The following is an 18,785-nucleotide window of genomic DNA, read 5'->3' as shown; positions in this document are numbered from 1 at the left end:
GCCGAATTTTGTAGAGTCATAGCGAATGTTGTCAAAAACGGATCAGAATATAGACAGCTAGGGGGATGCAGCGTGAAAAAGACGTTTGTGTGGACAAGCACGTTGATCGGTTCGCTGCTGGCCGGCCATTCTGCTTTTGCGGCCAGCTATACGGTGCAAAAAGGCGACACGCTTTGGGAGATTGCGAGGCACTATGATACGACCGTTGAGCGGTTAAAGCAGCAAAACCAGTTACCGTCCGATTTCATTTTTCCAGGCCAAGTGTTGCAAATCGATGAACAAAGCGGGAGCGAACAAGCTGTTACCAATACATACACCGTTCAGTCCGGCGACACGTTAAGCGGCATTGCCCAAAAATTTGGCACGACCGTGGAGGTGTTGCTCCAGCTGAATCCAAGCATTGCCGATCCGAATTTTATCCGCGCCGGACAAGCGCTGCAAGTAGCAGGGCGGGCAAGCGCAAATACATACACTGTCAAGCCGGCGGCCGCGGCTGTGAACGGCCAATACATCGTTCAAAAAGGGGATACATTGTCGGGGATTGCCAACCAGTTTCAAACGACCGTGGACCGCTTGTTGGCGCTGAACCCGCAAATTACGAACCCGCACGTGATTCGTGTCGGCCAAGCCATAAAAGTGGCCGGGGGGATGACGGCTGTCCGCGCCGAACAAAACGTATCGGCCGTCAAACCGGTTTCGGCTGAATCGTCCGTTTCACTGGCTGACCAAATCATCGAAATCGGCGAAAAATATTTAGGAGCGAGATATTTGTACGGGGCGAACCCGTCGCGCACCGATGTGTTTGACTGCTCGTCGTTTACGATGCGCGTCTTTAGCGAGGCGGGCATTTCGCTGCCGCGCTCGTCATCCGCTCAAGCGCAAGCCGGAAGAACGGTGTCGTTTAGCCAGTTGCAAAAAGGCGATCTCGTCTTTTTTGACACCGATTCAAACGGCACGATCAACCACGTTGGCATTTACGCCGGCAACGGGCAAATGATCAACGCGACTGTTTCGCTGGGGGTCACGTATTCATCGCTGACGTCTTCTTATTGGAAAACGCGGTTTGTCAAAGCGGTTCGGGTGCTTAACTAATGGAATAGAGAAGGGGCGTTTGACCTGTCGCCTAAAAGGCTGGTGAAAAAACGCTGTCACACATCAATCATCGCATTTTCATTCAGAAAAGAAGGCTGTTTCTACGAGGTTTCTCTAATTGAGAAATAGGTGGAAGCAGTAGTATTTTGCACTAAATCACCGGCCTCCTAAACATATCACCGAAGGCGGTGGAAGGCTGCTCGCATAAAGCGCTTTGTGGCTTTGGCGGGCGGCCTTTTCTTATGCTTTCGGTCTATGACCTTTGCTGTCGCTGTCTATTAGGAGGACGGTGTGAATGATAGCGTTTGACAATCATTAGGTCTATAAATAAGAAAAGGTGTCCTTAAAAGCGGGACACCGTTAGTCATTATTCGATAGGTTTTTGCGTTTTTCGCGCCGTTTCTTGCTGGAAGGAACGGATAAGGGCCAGAACGATCAAAATCATAATGATCGCAAATGGAAACGCGGCGATAATGGATGCTGTCTGCAGCGATTCAAGTCCGCCGACGAACAGAAGGATGGCCGCTATCGCTGATTGGACAATGCCCCAAACGAATTTGACCGAGTTTGGGGGGTTTAAGCTGCCATTGGTCGTCTGCATGCCAAGCACAAACGTTGCCGAGTCGGCCGATGTGACAAAAAACGTGCAAATGAGCAAAATGGCGATGCCCGAAAGCAATGTAGCGAGCGGGAAATGTTCGAATGTAAAAAACAAGGCAGTTTCGATCCCTTTTTCATTCATCACTTTGCCAATGCCCGCATGCTGGAACTGCTCGAGGTAAAGAGCCGAGCCGCCGAAAACAGAAAACCAAAGGGCACTGAAAATCGTTGGAACCGCCAAGACACCGATCATAAATTCACGGATCGTGCGCCCGCGGGAAATGCGAGCGATGAACGTCCCGACAAACGGCGCCCACGCGATCCACCACGCCCAATAAAAAATGGTCCACACTTTCGGCCAATCATTTTGTTCAAACGGGTTCAGCCGAAAACTCATCGACGGGAGGTTTTGTAAGTACGTCCCGATTGTTGTTGTGAACACATCCATAATAAAATTCGTCGGCCCGGCAAACAGCATGAAAACCATGAGCAGCAACGCGAGCGCGATATTTAAGTTACTCAGCCATTTTATGCCTTTGTTAAGGCCGGTTTGCGCCGAAAGCATAAATAGGGCGGTGACAACGACAATGATGAGCAGCTGGGTCGAAAAGCTGTTTGGAATGCGGGGAAACAGCTGATGCAATCCCCCGCTAATTTGAATGGCTCCCAGACCTAGCGAAGTGGCGATGCCAAACACGGTTGCGTAGACGGCCAACGTATCAATGGCTACCCCGAGGCCGCCTTCTATGCGTGTGCCAAACAGCGGGCGCAGTGTGCGGCTAACAACGCCGGCGTCTCGTTTGCGAAACTGGAAGTAAGCGAGCGCTAAGGCCAAGACGCCGTAGATTGCCCATGGATGTAACCCCCAATGGAAAAACGAGTAGCGCATCGCCAGACGGGCCGCTTCCGTTGTCGCCCCTTCCCCGGTTGGCGGCGTGTAATAGTGGGACACCGGTTCGGCCACTCCCCAAAACACTAACCCGATTCCCATTCCGGCGCTAAACAGCATGGCAAACCATGTCATATAGCTGTATTCCGGTTTTTCTTCGTCGCGGCCAAGACGAATATTTCCGTAGCGAGAAAAAATGAGAAATAAACAAAACGCTAAAAACAAGGAAGCGCTGAGCAAATAAAACCAGCTGAATTTATCGATTAGAAACGTGTGCACCGCGCTGCTGACCGCGTTTAAATTGTAGCGCGGCCATAAAGATTCCGGAATCATCCCCCAAATAGTAAACGCAATGGCAATCACAATCGAGATCGAAAAGACAATCGTTGTTTTTTTCATTTCTCTCCTCCTTACTGGTGCAATGATATGATGGGAGTCACGTTAGCGGTTTTGGGGATTTCCATTTATAGGGTAGCAAAATTCGACAACCAACACAAATGATTCAAATGTTCAATGCATATCATTTGGTGCTCTCATTTTTTATCATGTAAAATAAACTGTTCGTAGTTTACTGAAAAAGGAGGTCCTTCGCATGAACAGCCGCTTATCGGTCATGGTCAGCATCGTCTTGGCGATGCTCGTCGCGTCGATGGATACGACCATCATGAATACGACAATGCCGATCATCGCGAACGAACTCGGCGGATTTTCTTTGTACGCGTGGGCGTTCGCATCGTACATGATTACGACGACGGTCTTGTCGCCGATCGCTGGCCGCCTCTCGGACTTGTTTGGCCGCAAAAAAGTATTCAGCTTTGGCATTATGTTCTTTTTCATCGGCTCGCTTCTTTGCGGCTTGTCACAAAGCATGGTGCAGCTGGTGGTGTTCCGCGCCTTGCAAGGGGTGGGGGCCGGGTTTATGATGCCGTTTCCCGCGATTATCGCCGGCGATTTGTTTCCAGTGGAAAAGCGCGGAAAAATCCAAGCGTTTTTTACGGCCATGTGGGGAATTTCGGCGGTGCTCGCCCCGCTGCTCGGCTCGTTGTTTGTCGAGTATGCGACATGGCGCTGGATCTTTTACGTCAACATCCCGATTTGCTTGCTCTCGCTTTTGACCTTGCTTCCGTATCAAGAAGTGTATGAACCGAAGCGGGCGGCGGTCGACTATATGGGCGCGGCGCTGTTTGCGGCGGCGATCAGCTTGCTTTTGCTTGTGACGGTCGTTGAACGAGGGCAATGGTGGTACGGTGCGGCTGGGGCGCTGTTGCTTGTCGCCTTTTATTATTTTGAAAAACGGCAGCCATCTCCGCTCGTGCCGCTGTCGCTTGTCCATCATCGGACGCTGAAATGGATGAACATTAACGGCTTTGTCAGCTGTGTCGCTTTGTTTGGGACGTCAAGCTACATTCCGCTGTTTTTGCAAAATGTCGCCCACTTGTCTGTGTTTATGAGCGGCGTGGCGCTGCTTGGCTCGTCGGTCGGCTGGATGATCGCTGCCGTGCCGGCGGGGAAGTGGATTTTGCGCTATGGCTACCGCTTGCTTCTGATCATCGGCAACGTGCTGCTTGTCGTTTCCGGCCTTTTGCTTGCCTTGCTGAACGAAAGCCACGGGTTTTGGTACGTCTTTTTCATCATGTTTTTGCAAGGACTGTCGTTCGGCTTGACGTCGACCGTTGGGATCATCGGTTCACAGCAGCTGGCTGACGCTCATGAAAAAGGAATTGCGACGTCGTTTTTTATGTTTTGCCGCAATATCGGCACGGCGATCGGCGTCACGGTCATGGGGGCGCTTTTGGCGCAGGCCCCGACCTTTATAACCGGCATTCACCACCTGTTTTTGTTTGGTTTCATCGGCAGCATCGTTGCTCTTGCGACGTCGTTTTTGATCCGCGATCAAGCTGAGGCGGGCGGCAACACACGGAAGCCGGAAGGGACGGTGTAGGCGGTTAAGGTGTCCTCCGCCGCGATCGACAGCCAACCCGGCCGAACGAGCCGGAATGGACAGCGTAGGCGGTTAAGCCCGGGAAAAAGGATTACAGCCGGCGACAGCCAAAAGGGAGCGGCGGTCGCCTTCCGGTGTACGAACGGGCAGCGCAAGCGCAACGGATAACACGGGTCGGGGGCGTTGGGACCGGACGGCGGTGCACCGGCGCGCTGGTTTGGCCGCGAAAAAAAGAGGCGGCTCTCCTGCTCGAACAGACTAAACATTGCCGGCGCGTGATCCGATAATATAGAAGGAGAGGTAGAAATTTACTTGCAGATGGGGGATATGTCAATGAAATTGACCGTTCGTAAAAAACTGTTCGCCGGCTTTGGTCTCGTTTACGTACTCATCGCACTGCTGATCGGTTTCGCCTATTACGAAAATTCCGTACTGGACCGTACATATACGGACGTCATCGAAAAAAGGGTGCCCAAGCTAGTCAACACGAAAGAACTTGAGGTGCTTGTCCGCCGCGAGGTTGGCAGCATGCGCGGCTACTTGCTGACTGGGGATGCCACATCCAAAGAAAACTTCGAAAAAGCGCATAAAGCGTACAAACAAACGAGCGAAAAACTGGCCGCTTCGTCAACTCAAGAAACGACAAAACAGCGGTTGGCCGAACTCGATTTGCTTGAACAGCAGTTTTATGAGCTCGGGCAAAAAACGTTTGAATTAAAGGACCAAAACAAGACTGAGCAATATACGGCGCTGATCGTGACAACCGGCCGCGATTTGACCACGCAGTTTGAACAAAAAATTGATCAATTGGCCGCGTTGCACGAGCGCGAGATGAAACAGGCGAACCGCGATGCGAGCGCATCGGCGGCGGCGGTTCTCCAGCTTGTTCTTATCGTCGGCGTCTTGACGATCGCGATGGGAGCGGCTGTCAGCTACTATATCAGCCGCTCGTTGTCCCGCCCGCTGCTTGCTCTCACCGATGCGGCCAAGCGGATTGCGGCCGGTGATTTGCGCGAGGCGAACATAAGCGTGCGCAACCGCGATGAAATCGGCGAGCTGGCTGCTGCGTTCGAACAAATGGCGAACAACTTGCGTCAGGTGATTCAACAAGTAGCGCAAAATGCCGAACAAGTCGCCGCTGCTTCCGAACAGTTGGCAGCCAGCGCCGAGCAGACGAGCAAAGCGACCGAACAAATTGCCATGACCGTCCAGAGCGTCGCCTCCGGGGTCGACCAACAAATGCAAAGCGTTGAAGAAACATCGTCGGTCATTAACGCTATGTCGGAACAAATCGGGCAAGTTTCCGCCCGCGCGCAGAACGTGGTCGCCATCGCCGCCGACACGTCAAAGCGGGCGGCTGACGGTGGAAAAACGATCGATGCGGGCGTCGCGCAAATGGATACCGTGAACCGCACCGTAGAACAGCTTGCCGGGGTGGTCAAAGGGCTCGGCCATCGCTCCGAACAAATCGGTTCCATTATTGAAGCGATCCGCACCATTGCGGCACAGACGAATTTGCTTGCCTTAAATGCGGCGATTGAAGCGGCGCGCGCCGGTGAACATGGTCGGGGCTTTGCCGTCGTCGCCGATGAAGTGCGAAAGCTCGCGGAACAATCGGCCGCCTCGGCGCAGCAAATCGCCGAGCTGATCGCCGCGATCCAAGAAGAGACGGCTCATGCCGTGGCATCGATGGAATCGGTCGTCAATGAAGTCGCATCCGGGACGAATGTAATCCGGACTTCTGGAGAAACGTTCGCGCAAATTCGCGCTGCCGTCGACGAAGTCGCCGCGCAAATCCGCGATGTATCCACCGCGGTTGGCGAGATGGCCGCTTCTTCTGAACAAATCGTCCGCTCTGTCCGCCTAGTCGCCGACGTCGCCGAATCGACGTCCGCCGGCGCGCAAGAAGTCTCGGCGGCGACGGAGGAGCAGCTGGCATCGATGGAGGAAATTTCTGCTTCTTCCACCGCGCTGGCGAGAATGGCCGATGATTTGCAGGCGATTGTCCGCAAATTTTCGCTTTGAGGCGGCTGGCCGAAAAGGTGGTGTCCCTTTGAGATAAGGGGGGCATATCGGGCGACAGAAGCAGTCCGCACATAGATACGGAAACGGAAGAGGGGCTGATCCAAAAGGCGATCGCCTCTCAAGAAAAACATAATCTATCGTATGGCAGGGGAGCGGCTGCTGCTTCTATATAGCGATGAGAGAGGGGATGACCCAAAAGGTCGCCTTCTTTCAAGATAGGCACAACATATAGTGCGACGGAAGCAGTCAGTACGTATATATAGCGACGAAAGAGGGCGTCCCGGTCCTTTTGGGACACCCCGTTTGCTCGCAGTGAAAGCGCCATGTATAAAAGAACGGCAGGATGGTGAAAACGATAAGAAAGAAATGGTTTCATGCGCTGCCGTTTTTCAGTATAATGGTGTTTGAACAGGAGTTCTGACATGGAAAGCAGTGAAGCGCTATGGGTGGAAAAGTCGTTGTCATCGTGGGGCCGACGGCGGTCGGCAAAACCAAACTCGGCATTGCGTTGGCCAAAAAGCTGGACGGAGAAATCATCAGCGGCGATTCGATGCAAATTTATAAAGGAATGGACATCGGCACGGCGAAAGTGAAGCCGGATGAAATGGAAGGAATTCCACATCACCTCATCGATATTAAGGAGCCATGCGAACCGTTTTCCGTCGTCGAGTTTCAGCGGCTCGCCCGGACGCTCATCGCCGAGATTTCCGCGCGCAGGCGGTTGCCGATCATCGTCGGCGGCACCGGATTGTACATCCAAGCGGCGATCTATGACTATCAGTTTTCTGATGCCCCGTCCGACGAAGCGTATCGCCGGACGCTGAAGCAGCTGGCGGCCGAGCAAGGACCGGAGGTGCTCCATCGGCGGCTTTCGGCCGTTGATCCGGAAAGCGCGGCGCGCATCCATCCGCACAACATCCGCCGCGTCATTCGGGCGCTTGAAGTGCATCATTGCACCGGGAAACCGTTCAGTGCATGGCAGCGGGGCGAGCGGCGGCTGTTGTATGAGACGGCTATCATCGGTTTGACGGCGGAGCGCGACGTGCTTTACCGCCGCATTAACGAACGAGTCGATGCCATGATCGCCGCAGGGCTGATCGAAGAGGCCAAGTCCCTTTACGATCGCGGATTCCGCGATTGCCAAGCGGTGCAGGCGATCGGCTACAAAGAGCTGTACGACTACTTTGACGGCCGCGTCTCCCTCGAGGAAGCGATCGAACAATTGAAGCAACATTCGCGCCGCTACGCGAAACGGCAGCTGACATGGTTTCGCAACCAAATGCCGGTGAGGTGGTTTGACATGACCGACTTCGCTGCGTTTCCCGCTAGAACGGAGGAAATTTTTCACTACATAGCAGGAAAGCTTCAACTCGAAGCGAATATATAAACCATATCTTTAGAGAGAAAAGAGGAGGACGTTTGATGAAAAATGTCATCAACATTCAAGATCAGTTTTTGAACCAGCTGCGCAAAGAAGGCATCCAAGTGACGGTCTTCTTGTTAAACGGCTTCCAGCTGCGCGGGTACATTAAAGGGTTTGACAACTTCACCGTGCTGCTTGAAGTGCAAGGGAAGCAGCAGCTCATCTACAAACATGCCATTTCGACGTTTGCGCCGGAGCGGAACATTCATTTCGATGCCGAGCAATAAGCTGTCGGTACATAACGCCGAACGGAAAGACGCCCCATCGAGCGGGGCGTCTTTTCTGTGAACATGCGGAACTGACACAAAGGTTTCATCTCCGTGGAGGGCGGACCGCTGCCCATGGAACTTGCCATGAACATGCGGAACTGGTGCGCGATGTTCACTCCCGCGTGGAGGCCAAAACGTTGCCCATGGATTTTTTCCGTGTTTCTCGCTTCGCCGCTTCTTCGCCCCGCAACTGGCGGCAAGGAGCTTTCCACCGTAAACGAGAGCGAAGGAGGACTTCGCATGCGTAAAAGCCTTCCTTGCTGAATAAACATGTATAGACTTTCCTTGTCGCCTTCTTCCCTTTGCCCATTGCTCAGCTGTCCGGCTTCTAGGCGATTGTCACGAATGGACGGCGGCATACGTATATTAATAGCAAAAAGGTGAGGCATCAAAGACGCGGTGAAAATGGTGCGGGGGGAAGAAAACAGGAAGCGAGGTGACGCCCCTTGTCAGAATTGACGATGAATAAGGCGAAAGGGCAAATCAATATCGTGCTCAATTCCAAAACGGTCAACCATCTGATCAAGGAAGAGCCAAGCGACTGGATGGATAGCGAAGAACATCAAGCGCTTCGCAACATTCAGCGGGAGCTTGACCAGCTGATCGGCCTTGAACATGTGAAAAAGATGATCAAGGAAATTTACGCGTGGCTGTACATTAACCGGCTGCGCAAAGAGAACGGGTTAAAATCGAGCCGGCAAGCGCTCCATATGATTTTCAAAGGCAATCCCGGCACCGGCAAAACGACGGTGGCACGCTTGCTCGGCAAATTGTTTTACGAAATGAACGTCCTGTCCAAAGGGCATTTCATTGAAGCGGAGCGGGCCGATTTGGTCGGAGAGTACATCGGGCATACGGCGAACAAAACGCGCGACTTGATTAAAAAAGCGCGCGGGGGGATTTTGTTCATCGATGAAGCGTATTCGCTCGCCCGCGGCGGGGAGAAGGACTTCGGCAAAGAAGCGATTGACACGCTGGTGAAAGGAATGGAAGACTTTTGCGACGACTTGGTCGTGATTTTGGCCGGCTATCCGAAAGAAATGGACTATTTTTTGTCGCTAAATCCGGGCTTGCCGTCGCGCTTTCCGTTGACGATCGAGTTTCCCGATTACACGGTCGAGGAGCTCGTGCAAATCGCCAAGCAAATGCTGCGCGAGCGCGAATATGAAATGACGCCGGAAGCGGAGCGGAAACTATACATTCATCTCGAAGGGACGCTGGAAGCGACCGGCCGCCTCAAGTTCAGCAACGGCCGCTACATCCGCAACTTGATCGAAAAAGCGATCCGCAAACAGGCGGTCCGCCTCCTTCATGAAGGACGCTATGATAAAAAAGAGCTGATGACGATCCGCGATCGCGACCTTGTCATTCAGGCGTAATCTGTCCAGCCGATGCGCTCGTTCTTGGCAAGGACAAGAAACGGGCGCATTTTTTTGCTTTGGAAAAGAGGAATGCTTGAAAAAAAGGCGAATACATAAACAACAAAAGGCTGTTTGTTAAGATAAATAGTCTGAATTATCTGTATTATAAAAACAGCGCCGTTGATTGGCGCAAATCGAACAGAAAAGGAGAGATGCCGCTTGTATATGACGATTGGCGAGATGTTTTCTCAGACCGTGCGAAAGTTTCCAAACCGGGAAGCGGTCGTCGAGGTGGCGACCGGCCGCCGCTATACGTACGCCGAATGGGAGCGGGACGTGAACCGGTGGGCGAATGCGTTTCAGGAAGCCGGCGTGCGCAAGGGAGACCGCGTTTCTACAGTTCTGTACAACACGCTTGAACTCGCCACCGCCCTGTTTGCTTGCGCCAAAATCGGCGCCGTGTTCAATCCGATCAACTTTCGGCTGAAAGCGGAAGAAATCGCTTATATTTTGACCGATGCGGAGCCGAAACTCGTGCTGTTGGAACGGGCGGTTGAGCCGCAGCTCGCCGCGATTCACCACCGGTTTCCGCACGTGTCGTTTTGGTCGATCGACCATGATCCGCCGCCGTTTGCCAAAAGCGCTCATGAACAGGCGGCCCGGGCTTCGGTGGCAGCGCCGCGCGTGCCTGTGGAAGAGAGCGATCTGTACGCCATTATGTATACAAGCGGCACGACCGGGCGTCCAAAAGGGGTGATGCATCGGCACCGCGACATGATCGAGCAAAGCGTCCTTTGCTATGGCGTCATGCGCATCCGCGAGACGGATCGCGGGCTGGCGGCGGCGGCGCTCTTCCATTGCGCCGAACTGCATTGCTGCTTGCTGCCGCGCGTGCATGCGGGAGCGGCGAGCGTCATTTTGCACCATTTTGATGCCAAGCTCGTTCTCGAGACGATCGAACGTGAGCGAATTACGCTCCTGTTTGGCGCCCCGACGATGTGGAACATGATTTTGCAGGAAAATGTAAGCGATTACGACTTATCATCGCTTCGCCTCGGCCTATACGGCGCCGCCCCGATGGCTCCGGCGCTGGTGAGGCAATGCCAAGAGCGGCTCGGCATTGAGCTGATTCAAGCGTACGGGATGACGGAAATGGGGCCGGCGGTGACGTTTTTGTTGGAAGATGAGCAGCTCAAGAAACCGGGTTCCGCCGGGCGCGCCTGCCTCAACCATGACATCCGCGTCGTCCGCGCGCGGGAGGACGGGCCGTCCGACCCAGACGATGTGCTGCCGCCGTATGAAGTCGGCGAAATTGTGATGCGCGGACCGTGCATGATGGTCGGCTACTACAAGCGCGAGGAAGCGACGGAACAAGCGCTGTACAAAGGCTGGTATCATTCCGGCGATCTCGGCTACGTTGATGAAGACGGCTACTTGTATGTCGCCGACCGGGTCGATGACATGGTGATCAGCGGCGGAGAAAACGTCTATCCGCGCGAAGTCGAGGACGTGTTGTATGAGCATCCGAAAGTGCTTGATGTCGCCGTGCTCGGCGAGCCGGATGAGCTGTGGGGCGAAAAAGTCGTCGCCTTCATCGTCAAAAAAGAGGACAGCTTGACCGCCGATGAGCTCGAGCAGTTTTGCCAAACGAGCGACCGCCTCGCCCCGTACAAGCGGCCGCGCGCCTATTATTTCATCGACGCCCTGCCGCGCAATGCGAGCGGGAAAATCCAAAAGTTTTTGCTGCGTGAACAGCTGAAAAAACAGGCGGCGGGCGGAACGGAGAAAAAGTGACCGAACAGAAGAGAGGGATGAACGGTGACAGCTCGCTATTTGCGCGAGGAGCACCAGATTTTCCGCGATGCATTCCGCAAGTTTTTAGAGAAAGAAGCGTATCCGTACTACGACGAATGGGAGCGGCGCGGCATCATCCCGCGTTCGTTTTGGGCGAAAATGGGGGAAAACGGCTTTCTTTGCCCATGGGTCGATGAGAAGTACGGGGGCTTGAACGCCGATTTTGCCTACTCGGTCGTCATCCATGAGGAGCTGGAAAAAGTCGGTTCCAGCCTTGTCGGCATCGGCTTGCATAACGATATTGTGACGCCGTACATCGCCTCGTACGGAACGGAGGAACAAAAGCAAAAATGGCTGCCGAAATGCGTCAGCGGCGAGCTCATTACCGCCATCGCCATGACCGAGCCGGGGGCCGGGTCGGATTTGGCCAACATTTCGACAACGGCGGTGAAAGACGGCGACGCCTACATCGTCAACGGGCAAAAAACGTTTATCACCAACGGCATTCATGCCGACTTGGTCATCGTCGCCTGCAAAACCGACCCGCACGCGAAACCGCCGCACCGCGGCATCAGCCTGCTCGTCGTGGAGCGGGATACGCCGGGGTTTACGCGCGGGCGGAAACTTGAGAAAGTCGGGCTGCACGCCCAAGATACGGCCGAGCTGTTTTTCCAAGATGCGAAAGTGCCGGCGTCCAACTTGCTCGGTGAAGAAGGAAAAGGCTTCTATTACTTAATGGAAAAACTCCAGCAGGAGCGGCTCGTTGTCGCCATCGCCGCGCAGACGGCGGCGGAAGTGATGGTTTCCTTGACGAAGCAATATGTCAAACAACGCACGGCGTTCGGCAAACGGGTGAGCGAGTTTCAAACCGTCCAGTTCCGCCTCGCCGAAATGGCGACCGAGATCGCCCTCGGACGCACGTTTGTCGACCGCGTCATTGAAGAGCATATGGCAGGAAAACGGATCGTCACCGAAGTGTCGATGGCGAAATGGTGGATTACCGAGATGGCCAAACGCGTCGCCGCCGAAGCCATGCAGCTCCATGGCGGCTATGGCTATATGGAAGAATACGAGATCGCCCGGCGCTATCGCGACATTCCGGTGAGCGCCATCTACGCCGGGACGAACGAGATGATGAAAACGATCATCGCTCGCGAGCTAGATTTGTAGAAAGAGGGAAGGACCATGTTGAACGGCATCGTTGTGCTTGATTTTTCCCAGTACTTGCCGGGTCCGTTTGCGAGCTGGCGCCTCGCTCAGCTCGGAGCCGAAGTCATCAAAATCGAGCCCCCCTCCGGCGACCGGCTGCGCCCGTTCGCCGGGGGGCGGCTGTTTGCCGCCTATAACGTCGGGAAAAAAAGCGTCGCCTTGGACTTAAAGACGGACGAGGGGCGCGAGCAAGCGCGGCGGCTCGCCGCCCGCGTCGATGTGGTGATCGAGAGCTTCCGCCCCGGAGTGATGGCTAGGCTTGGGCTCGGGTATGACGATGTGCGCCGCGACAACGAACGGATCATTTACTGCTCGATCAGCGGCTTCGGCCAGCGGAGCGGCCGCTCCTTGCTCGGCAGCCATGATTTGAACTATATGGCGCTCTCCGGTGTATTGGCGCAGCTCGCCGATGCACGCGGCCGTCCGGTTCATCCGAAAGTGACGCTGGCTGATTTTATCGGCGGCATGGCGGCGGCGGAGCGCGTTTTGGCGGCGCTGTTCGCCCGCGAGCGGACCGGCCGAGGCGCCTATTTGGACGTCTCGCTAGTTGACGGCTTGGCGGCGATGATGGCGGGCCATTTTGCCATGGAACACGGCGGCGGGCCGAAACATGGCCTTGCCGAACTGGCCGGGGAGGTGGTGTGCTACCAGCTGTATGAGACGAAAGACGGCCGTTATATGAGCGTAGCGGCGCTTGAACCGCACTTTTGGCGCCAGTTTTGCGAAGCGGTCGGCCATCCGGAATGGATCGGAGCGCAGTGGGCGCCGGCGCGGCCGGGAGAGGCGGTGTATGACGGACTTGTCGCTTTGTTTCGCGAAAAAACGTTTTCTGAATGGAGCGCCTTCGCGGAAAGGGTCGACGCTTGCCTTGCTCCGGTGCTTGAAACGGATGAAGCGAAGCGGCTGTTTGCCGACGACCAAGTTCGCCACCTTGTCGCGATGCAGCCGGATGGCGTGTGGACGGCTGCGCATGGGCCGGATGGCCGGTGGGACGTCGAAGCGCCGCCTAAAGTCAATGAACATGCTGATTTGTTGAAGGGGGAGGAATAACCGATGATGAAAACACCGTTAACCATTTCGATGATGCTTGAGCGGGCGGAGATATTTTTTCCGAAAAAACAAGTCATCTCCCGCATGAAAGGCGGTGTCGTCCGCCATACATACAAAGAGATTGGGGAGCGGACGCGCCGGCTGGCCAGCATGTTGAAGCAGCTCGGGGTGGGAGTCGGCGACCGCGTCGGCACGTTCGCTTGGAATCATCACCGCCATTTGGAAGCGTATTTTGCCATTCCCGGCATCGGGGCGGTGCTGCATACGATCAACATCCGTCTCTCACCCCAGCATATCGCGTACATCATCAACCATGCCGATGACCGCGTTCTGCTGATCGATGATGATTTGCTGCCGGCCATTGAAGCGGTGAAAGACGAGATCCCGAACGTGCGCGCTTTCATCATTATGACCGACGCCGACGAGCTGCCGGAAACGGCGCTGGCGCCGGTGTACCATTATGAGAAACTGCTGGCTGACGGCGATCCGGCATTTCCGTTTTTGAAAGACCTCGATGAATACCAACCGGCCGGAATGTGCTATACATCAGCGACAACAGGCCAGCCCAAGGGGGTTGTGTACACGCACCGGAGCACTGTCTTGCACGCGATGGCGCTAGGTCTAGCTGATACGCTGGGGTTGTGCGAGCGCGATGTCGCCATGCCGATTGTGCCGATGTTTCACGTCAACGCATGGGGGATGCCGTTTGCCGCCACGTGGTTCGGTTCGACGACCGTCATGCCGGGGCCGGCGTTTACGCCGAACGTGCTTGCCGAGCTGATTGAAACTGAGCGGGTGACGATCGTGGCCGGCGTGCCAACGATTTGGCTCGGGTTGCTGCAAGCATTGGAGAAAGGCCGCTATGATGTCAGCAGCCTGACGCGCGTCATTTGCGGCGGTTCGGCCGCGCCGAAAGGAGTCATCCGCGCCTTTGAAGAAAAATACGGCATTCCGTTCATTCACGCGTACGGCATGACGGAAACGAGCCCGCTTGTGCTCGTCTCGCGCCCGAAAAGCTATCAAGACGGGCTGTCGTACGAGGAGAAACTCGACATCCGCGCCAAACAAGGGCTGCTTGCGCCAGGGCTTGAAATGAAAGTGATCGGCCAAAACGGGCCGGTTCGCTGGGACGGGAAGGAAATGGGTGAGCTTTGCTTGCGCGGGCCGTGGATCGCCGCCGAGTACTACAACGATGAGCGAACGAAGGAGACGTTCCGCGACGGCTGGCTCCATACCGGTGATGTCGTCACCGTGGACGAAGAAGGGTTTGTGAAAATCGTCGACCGGACGAAGGATGTCATTAAAAGCGGCGGCGAATGGATTTCATCGGTTGATTTGGAAAATGCGCTTATGGCCCATGAGGCGGTGTTTGAAGCGGCGGTCGTCGCCGTGCCGCACCCGAAATGGCAGGAGCGTCCGATTGCCTGCGTCGTGCTGAAAGAAGGCAAAAGCGTGACAAAAGAAGAGCTGTACGACTTTTTGCGCCCGCAATTTGCGAAATGGTGGCTGCCGGACGACATTGTGTTTCTCGATGAAATTCCGAAAACAAGCGTCGGCAAGTTTTTGAAGCGGAAGCTGCGCGATGAGATGGCGGCGCGCTATGCCGATGCGGCGGCGGAGTAAAGGAGGCGAACACCGTGGCCGAAACGATTGCGGTCATCGGCGCTGGAGTGATGGGGAGCGGTATCGCGCAAACGGCGGCGATGGCGGGAAAAACGGTGCATTTCTATGACGTGTCCGAAACGGCTTTGCAAAACGGGCTCGCCTCGGTCGAAAAAAGCTTGCGCCGCTTTGTGAAAGCGGGGCAGTTGTCTGAACAAGAAGCGGAGGCGGCGCTCGGCCGCATCCGCCCGGCGACCGGTTCCGCGCGCCGCAGCTTTTGCGCAAGCTCGTTGAAGCCGGGCATTTAGGGCGGAAAACAGGGAAAGGGTTCTATACGTATACAACATGAACAGCCGCTTGAAGGGGAAACAGAGCCGTTTCAAGTTAGCTTCGAGTTCTATACGTATACAACATGAACAGGCGCTCTCATGGAGAGGGTGGACAGAAATGGGCCCATTTGGCGGCGCTGCGGTGCGCCTTTTGATACAACGGTGTGGCCGCCGCGCCGTCAAGGCGTGGCGTTGACAACAACAAGGAGGCGAAGATGATGCGCGAAGCGGTGATTGTGGAAGCCGTCAGAACGCCGGTCGGCAAGCGGAACGGCGTCTTCCGCGACGTTCATCCGGTTCATCTGGCCGCGGCGGTGTTGGATGAAGTCGTGCGCCGGGCGGGCATAGAAAAAGGACAGGTAGAAGATATCGTCATGGGCTGTGTGACGCCGATCGCCGAGCAAGGATACAACATCGGGCGGCTCGCGGCGTTGGAGGCTGGATTCCCAATCGAAGTGCCGGCCGTGCAAATCAATCGGATGTGCGGCTCCGGGCAGCAGGCGATCCATTTTGCCGCTCAAGAAATCCGCTCCGGCGATATGGATGTCACCATTGCCGCTGGGGTCGAAAGCATGACGAAAGTCCCGATTTTCAGCGACGGCAATGAGCGGACGATTCCGCCGTCGCTTCATGAAAAGTACGAGTTCATCCACCAAGGCGTTTCAGCCGAGCGGATTGCCAAAAAATACGGCCTGACGCGCGCGGAGCTGGATGCCTACGCCTACGAAAGCCATCGGCGCGCCTTAGCCGCCATGCGCGCAGGGAAGTTTCGCGCCGAAATCGTCCCGGTCAAAGGGCTTGACCGCGATGGCCGCGAAATCCTTGTCACCGATGATGAGGGGCCGCGGGCCGATACATCGCCGGAAGCGCTCGCCGCGCTCAAGCCGGTGTTTCAAGAAGACGGCGTCATCACCGCCGGCAATGCGAGCCAAATGAGCGACGGGGCGGCCGCTCTGTTGCTCATGGAGCGGGAGGCAGCGCGTCGGTTCGGACTGAAGCCGAAAGCGCGCATCGTCGCGCAAACGGTCGTCGGCTCCGACCCAACGTATATGCTGGATGGCGTCATTCCGGCGACAAGACAAGTGCTGAAAAAGACCGGACTTACGATCGAGGATATCGATCTCATTGAAATCAACGAAGCGTTCGCCCCGGTCGTGCTCGCCTGGCAAAAAGAAATCGGCGCCCCGCTTGCGAAAGTGAATGTCAACGGCGGCGCCATCGCGCTTGGCCATCCGCTCGGCGCCACCGGCGTCAAGCTCATGACGTCGCTCGTTCATGAGCTGGAGCGGCGGGAAGGCCGCTATGGGCTATTGACGATTTGCATCGGGCACGGCATGGCGACAGCGACGATCATCGAGCGAATGTAAAGCGCGACAAAACACATAACGTTCGCACCAGCAGCAGCGGGGCGGCCGCCAAGCCTGCTTTTTTTGCTGAAAACCAAGCGGGACGGAAGCCGGTCGGGTGTGATAAGATGAGGAAAAGCGGACGAAAGGGGGAGCGCTGGGCAAGATGAAACAACCGGTTCTTGCCTCCATCTATTTATCGCTCGCCGCCGGCATTTGGGGCGGGATGTATGTCGTAAGCAAGTACGTATTGGACTACATCCCGCCGCTGACGCTCGTCTGGCTGCGCTACGGTGTCGCCTTGATCGCGCTAGTCTTGATCGCGGCAATGAAACGCGAGCGCCCGCCAACGCGCGGGCGCGATTGGCTGATGGTGATCGCGATTGGCCTCATCGGCTATGTCATTTCCATTTCGTTGCAATTTGTCGGCACGAAATGGTCGAACGCCCATACGGCTTCGCTCATTACGGCTTCAACACCGGCGTTTGTCGTTTTATTTGCCCGCTGGCTGCTTGGGGAAGCGCTCACGTGGCGGAAGCTTGTGGCGCTGGTGTTGGCGGCGGCGGGAGTGATTGTCATCGTCGGCCTCGGGGGCAGCGGGGAGTCGACGCTGGCTGGAAATATGGCGTTAGTCGGCGCGGCGGTCACTTGGGCGCTGTTGTCGGTGCTGGTGAAAATGGCATCGGCGCGCATGTCTGTTCTTTCCATTACGACCTTCGCCATCTTGGTAGCGTTTGTCGGCATGACGCCGATGTTGATGGTGGAGCGCCCAGGGCTGACGGCCGTTCAATGGAATGCGCCCGTTGCGATGGGCGTGTTGTATCTTGGCATCGTGTCGACGGCGGGCGCGTTTTTCTTGTGGAACAAAGGGATGGAGATGATCGACGCCGGCATCGGCTCGCTCTTTTTCTTTTTTCAGCCGCTCATCGGCTCGCTTTTTGGCTGGCTGTTTTTGCATGAGCGGCTTGACGCGTCCTTTTGGGCAGGCGGGGCGCTCATCGTCGCGGGAGTGGCGGTGGCGGTGCGGAGCGGGCAAAGCGCGTAAGGAAAGCGAAGCGCCCGCGCGGGGGAGTCCCCTGCTTGCCATCTCTTCTTTGGCCATGGTTTGATGCCCAATCACTCGAATCTACGCTGGAAGCGATTACCCGCCCGCTTTTTCCCCCACCGCCCGCCGCGGCAGCTTCCAGCCGTACGTGTATGACAAAATGCGAAGAGCAGCGACGGCAATAAACAGCACATACAGCTCCACGGGCGACTCCGCCCATTTTAAGCCGACGGCGATGCCGGCTAAAATCGCCCAAGCGGCGTAAATTTCCGCATGCAGCACGAGCGGCTTCCGCCCGGCGAGCACGTCCCGGATGATGCCGCCGCCGCTGCCGGTCAACACCGCCGCGACGATGACCGCGCTTACCGGATGGCCCATTTTTGCGGCATACAGCGCCCCTTGGATGGCGAACGCCGATAACCCGAGGGCGTCAAAAAAGTTGCCCCACCGCTTCCATGGCGGGAGCATCTGCTTCGGAAACAAATAGACGATCGTCATCGAGACTAAGGCGACAAGAAAGAGCGAACCTTGTTCCCATAACGCCGATACGGGAACCCCAATCAGCAAATTGCGCACGGCCCCGCCGCCAAACGCCGTGACGATCCCTAAAATGTAGACGCCAAGCAAATCATATTCCTCTTCCATCGCGACGATCGCCCCGCTGATGGCAAAGGCGATCGTGCCGATGATGCTCAATATTTCCCACGTCATTCGTGCTGTTCCTTTCCGTGTCGTGTTCTTGTATCATTGTAGAGGCAAAAGCGGCGGGAATCAATCGTTTTTTCGGGAATGAACTAGCCGTGCGCTGC

At 55.8% G+C, this 18,785-nt stretch carries 15 protein-coding genes and 1 pseudogene; 13 read left to right on the top strand and 3 right to left on the bottom strand.

The features are described 5' to 3' along the window. Nucleotides 1-72 precede the first annotated feature (72 nt). The gene (locus tag NST29_RS11310) at nucleotides 73-1,092 is read left to right on the top strand and encodes a C40 family peptidase (protein ID WP_033023180.1); all 1,020 of its coding nucleotides are present in this window, start codon (nucleotides 73-75) and stop codon (nucleotides 1,090-1,092) included. 367 nt (nucleotides 1,093-1,459) lie between these two features. Here the strand turns inward: NST29_RS11310 and NST29_RS11305 are convergent, their stop codons facing one another. Further along, nucleotides 1,460-2,980, bottom strand: coding sequence for a BCCT family transporter (locus NST29_RS11305; RefSeq protein ID WP_033023181.1), 1,521 nt, complete (start codon nucleotides 2,978-2,980; stop codon nucleotides 1,460-1,462). Nucleotides 2,981-3,173: 193 nt separating this feature from the next. Between NST29_RS11305 and NST29_RS11300 the strand changes: the two genes are divergently transcribed. The 4 genes from NST29_RS11300 to hfq all read left to right on the top strand — a co-directional run bounded on the left by NST29_RS11300 (nucleotide 3,174) and on the right by hfq (nucleotide 8,198). Further along, the gene (locus tag NST29_RS11300; protein ID WP_033023183.1) at nucleotides 3,174-4,523 is read left to right on the top strand and encodes an MDR family MFS transporter; all 1,350 of its coding nucleotides are present in this window, start codon (nucleotides 3,174-3,176) and stop codon (nucleotides 4,521-4,523) included. 327 nt (nucleotides 4,524-4,850) lie between these two features. Then, nucleotides 4,851-6,548: a methyl-accepting chemotaxis protein gene (locus NST29_RS11295; RefSeq protein ID WP_033023271.1), complete on the top strand. Its 1,698-nt coding sequence runs from the start codon at nucleotides 4,851-4,853 to the stop codon at nucleotides 6,546-6,548. A gap of 442 nt (nucleotides 6,549-6,990) precedes the next feature. After that, the gene (miaA, locus tag NST29_RS11290) at nucleotides 6,991-7,935 is read left to right on the top strand and encodes a tRNA (adenosine(37)-N6)-dimethylallyltransferase MiaA (protein WP_033023185.1); all 945 of its coding nucleotides are present in this window, start codon (nucleotides 6,991-6,993) and stop codon (nucleotides 7,933-7,935) included. 35 nt (nucleotides 7,936-7,970) lie between these two features. Continuing rightward, on the top strand, nucleotides 7,971-8,198 hold the full coding sequence (gene hfq, locus NST29_RS11285) for an RNA chaperone Hfq (protein ID WP_033023186.1): 228 nt from the start codon (nucleotides 7,971-7,973) through the stop codon (nucleotides 8,196-8,198). On the opposite strand, the gene NST29_RS11280 is transcribed toward hfq, so the two are convergent. After that, nucleotides 8,177-8,512, bottom strand: coding sequence for a hypothetical protein (locus NST29_RS11280; protein ID WP_131385789.1), 336 nt, complete (start codon nucleotides 8,510-8,512; stop codon nucleotides 8,177-8,179). The genes hfq and NST29_RS11280 overlap by 22 nt on opposite strands. 174 nt (nucleotides 8,513-8,686) lie before the next feature. Between NST29_RS11280 and spoVK the strand changes: the two genes are divergently transcribed. From spoVK to NST29_RS11240, 8 genes and pseudogenes are all read left to right on the top strand, one after another. Next, entirely contained in the window at nucleotides 8,687-9,619 is a 933-nt protein-coding gene (gene spoVK / locus NST29_RS11275; RefSeq protein WP_033023188.1) for a stage V sporulation protein K, read from the top strand. Between the two features lie 201 nt (nucleotides 9,620-9,820). Continuing rightward, on the top strand, nucleotides 9,821-11,395 hold the full coding sequence (locus tag NST29_RS11270; protein ID WP_339232157.1) for a fatty acid--CoA ligase: 1,575 nt from the start codon (nucleotides 9,821-9,823) through the stop codon (nucleotides 11,393-11,395). A 24-nt stretch (nucleotides 11,396-11,419) separates the two neighbouring features. After that, on the top strand, nucleotides 11,420-12,565 hold the full coding sequence (locus NST29_RS11265) for an acyl-CoA dehydrogenase family protein (RefSeq protein ID WP_033023190.1): 1,146 nt from the start codon (nucleotides 11,420-11,422) through the stop codon (nucleotides 12,563-12,565). Between the two features lie 15 nt (nucleotides 12,566-12,580). Then, complete coding sequence (locus NST29_RS11260) at nucleotides 12,581-13,654, top strand: CaiB/BaiF CoA-transferase family protein (protein WP_033023191.1); 1,074 nt, start codon at nucleotides 12,581-12,583, stop codon at nucleotides 13,652-13,654. A 3-nt stretch (nucleotides 13,655-13,657) separates the two neighbouring features. Next, nucleotides 13,658-15,277 carry a long-chain fatty acid--CoA ligase gene (locus NST29_RS11255; RefSeq protein WP_339232156.1) on the top strand — a complete coding sequence of 540 codons (1,620 nt, stop codon included), beginning with the start codon at nucleotides 13,658-13,660 and terminating at the stop codon, nucleotides 15,275-15,277. A 14-nt stretch (nucleotides 15,278-15,291) separates the two neighbouring features. Then, nucleotides 15,292-15,507, top strand: a pseudogene (locus NST29_RS11250) (3-hydroxyacyl-CoA dehydrogenase NAD-binding domain-containing protein); the annotation flags it as partial. Between the two features lie 293 nt (nucleotides 15,508-15,800). Further along, nucleotides 15,801-16,952 carry a thiolase family protein gene (locus NST29_RS11245; RefSeq protein ID WP_200878294.1) on the top strand — a complete coding sequence of 384 codons (1,152 nt, stop codon included), beginning with the start codon at nucleotides 15,801-15,803 and terminating at the stop codon, nucleotides 16,950-16,952. Nucleotides 16,953-17,097: 145 nt separating this feature from the next. Next, the gene (locus NST29_RS11240) at nucleotides 17,098-17,976 is read left to right on the top strand and encodes a DMT family transporter (RefSeq protein WP_033023198.1); all 879 of its coding nucleotides are present in this window, start codon (nucleotides 17,098-17,100) and stop codon (nucleotides 17,974-17,976) included. 96 nt (nucleotides 17,977-18,072) lie between these two features. Here the strand turns inward: NST29_RS11240 and NST29_RS11235 are convergent, their stop codons facing one another. Beyond that, a complete protein-coding gene (locus NST29_RS11235; RefSeq protein ID WP_033023200.1) occupies nucleotides 18,073-18,687 on the bottom strand; it encodes a trimeric intracellular cation channel family protein in 615 nt (204 codons plus the stop codon). Nucleotides 18,688-18,785: the final 98 nt, after the last annotated feature.

Origin of the sequence: Geobacillus sp. FSL W8-0026, assembly GCF_037966255.1 — a bacterium.
GTDB lineage: Bacteria > Bacillota > Bacilli > Bacillales > Anoxybacillaceae > Geobacillus > Geobacillus icigianus.
Note: the sequence above shows the minus strand (reverse complement) of the source record. Positions and strands in the feature narration are given on the sequence as shown.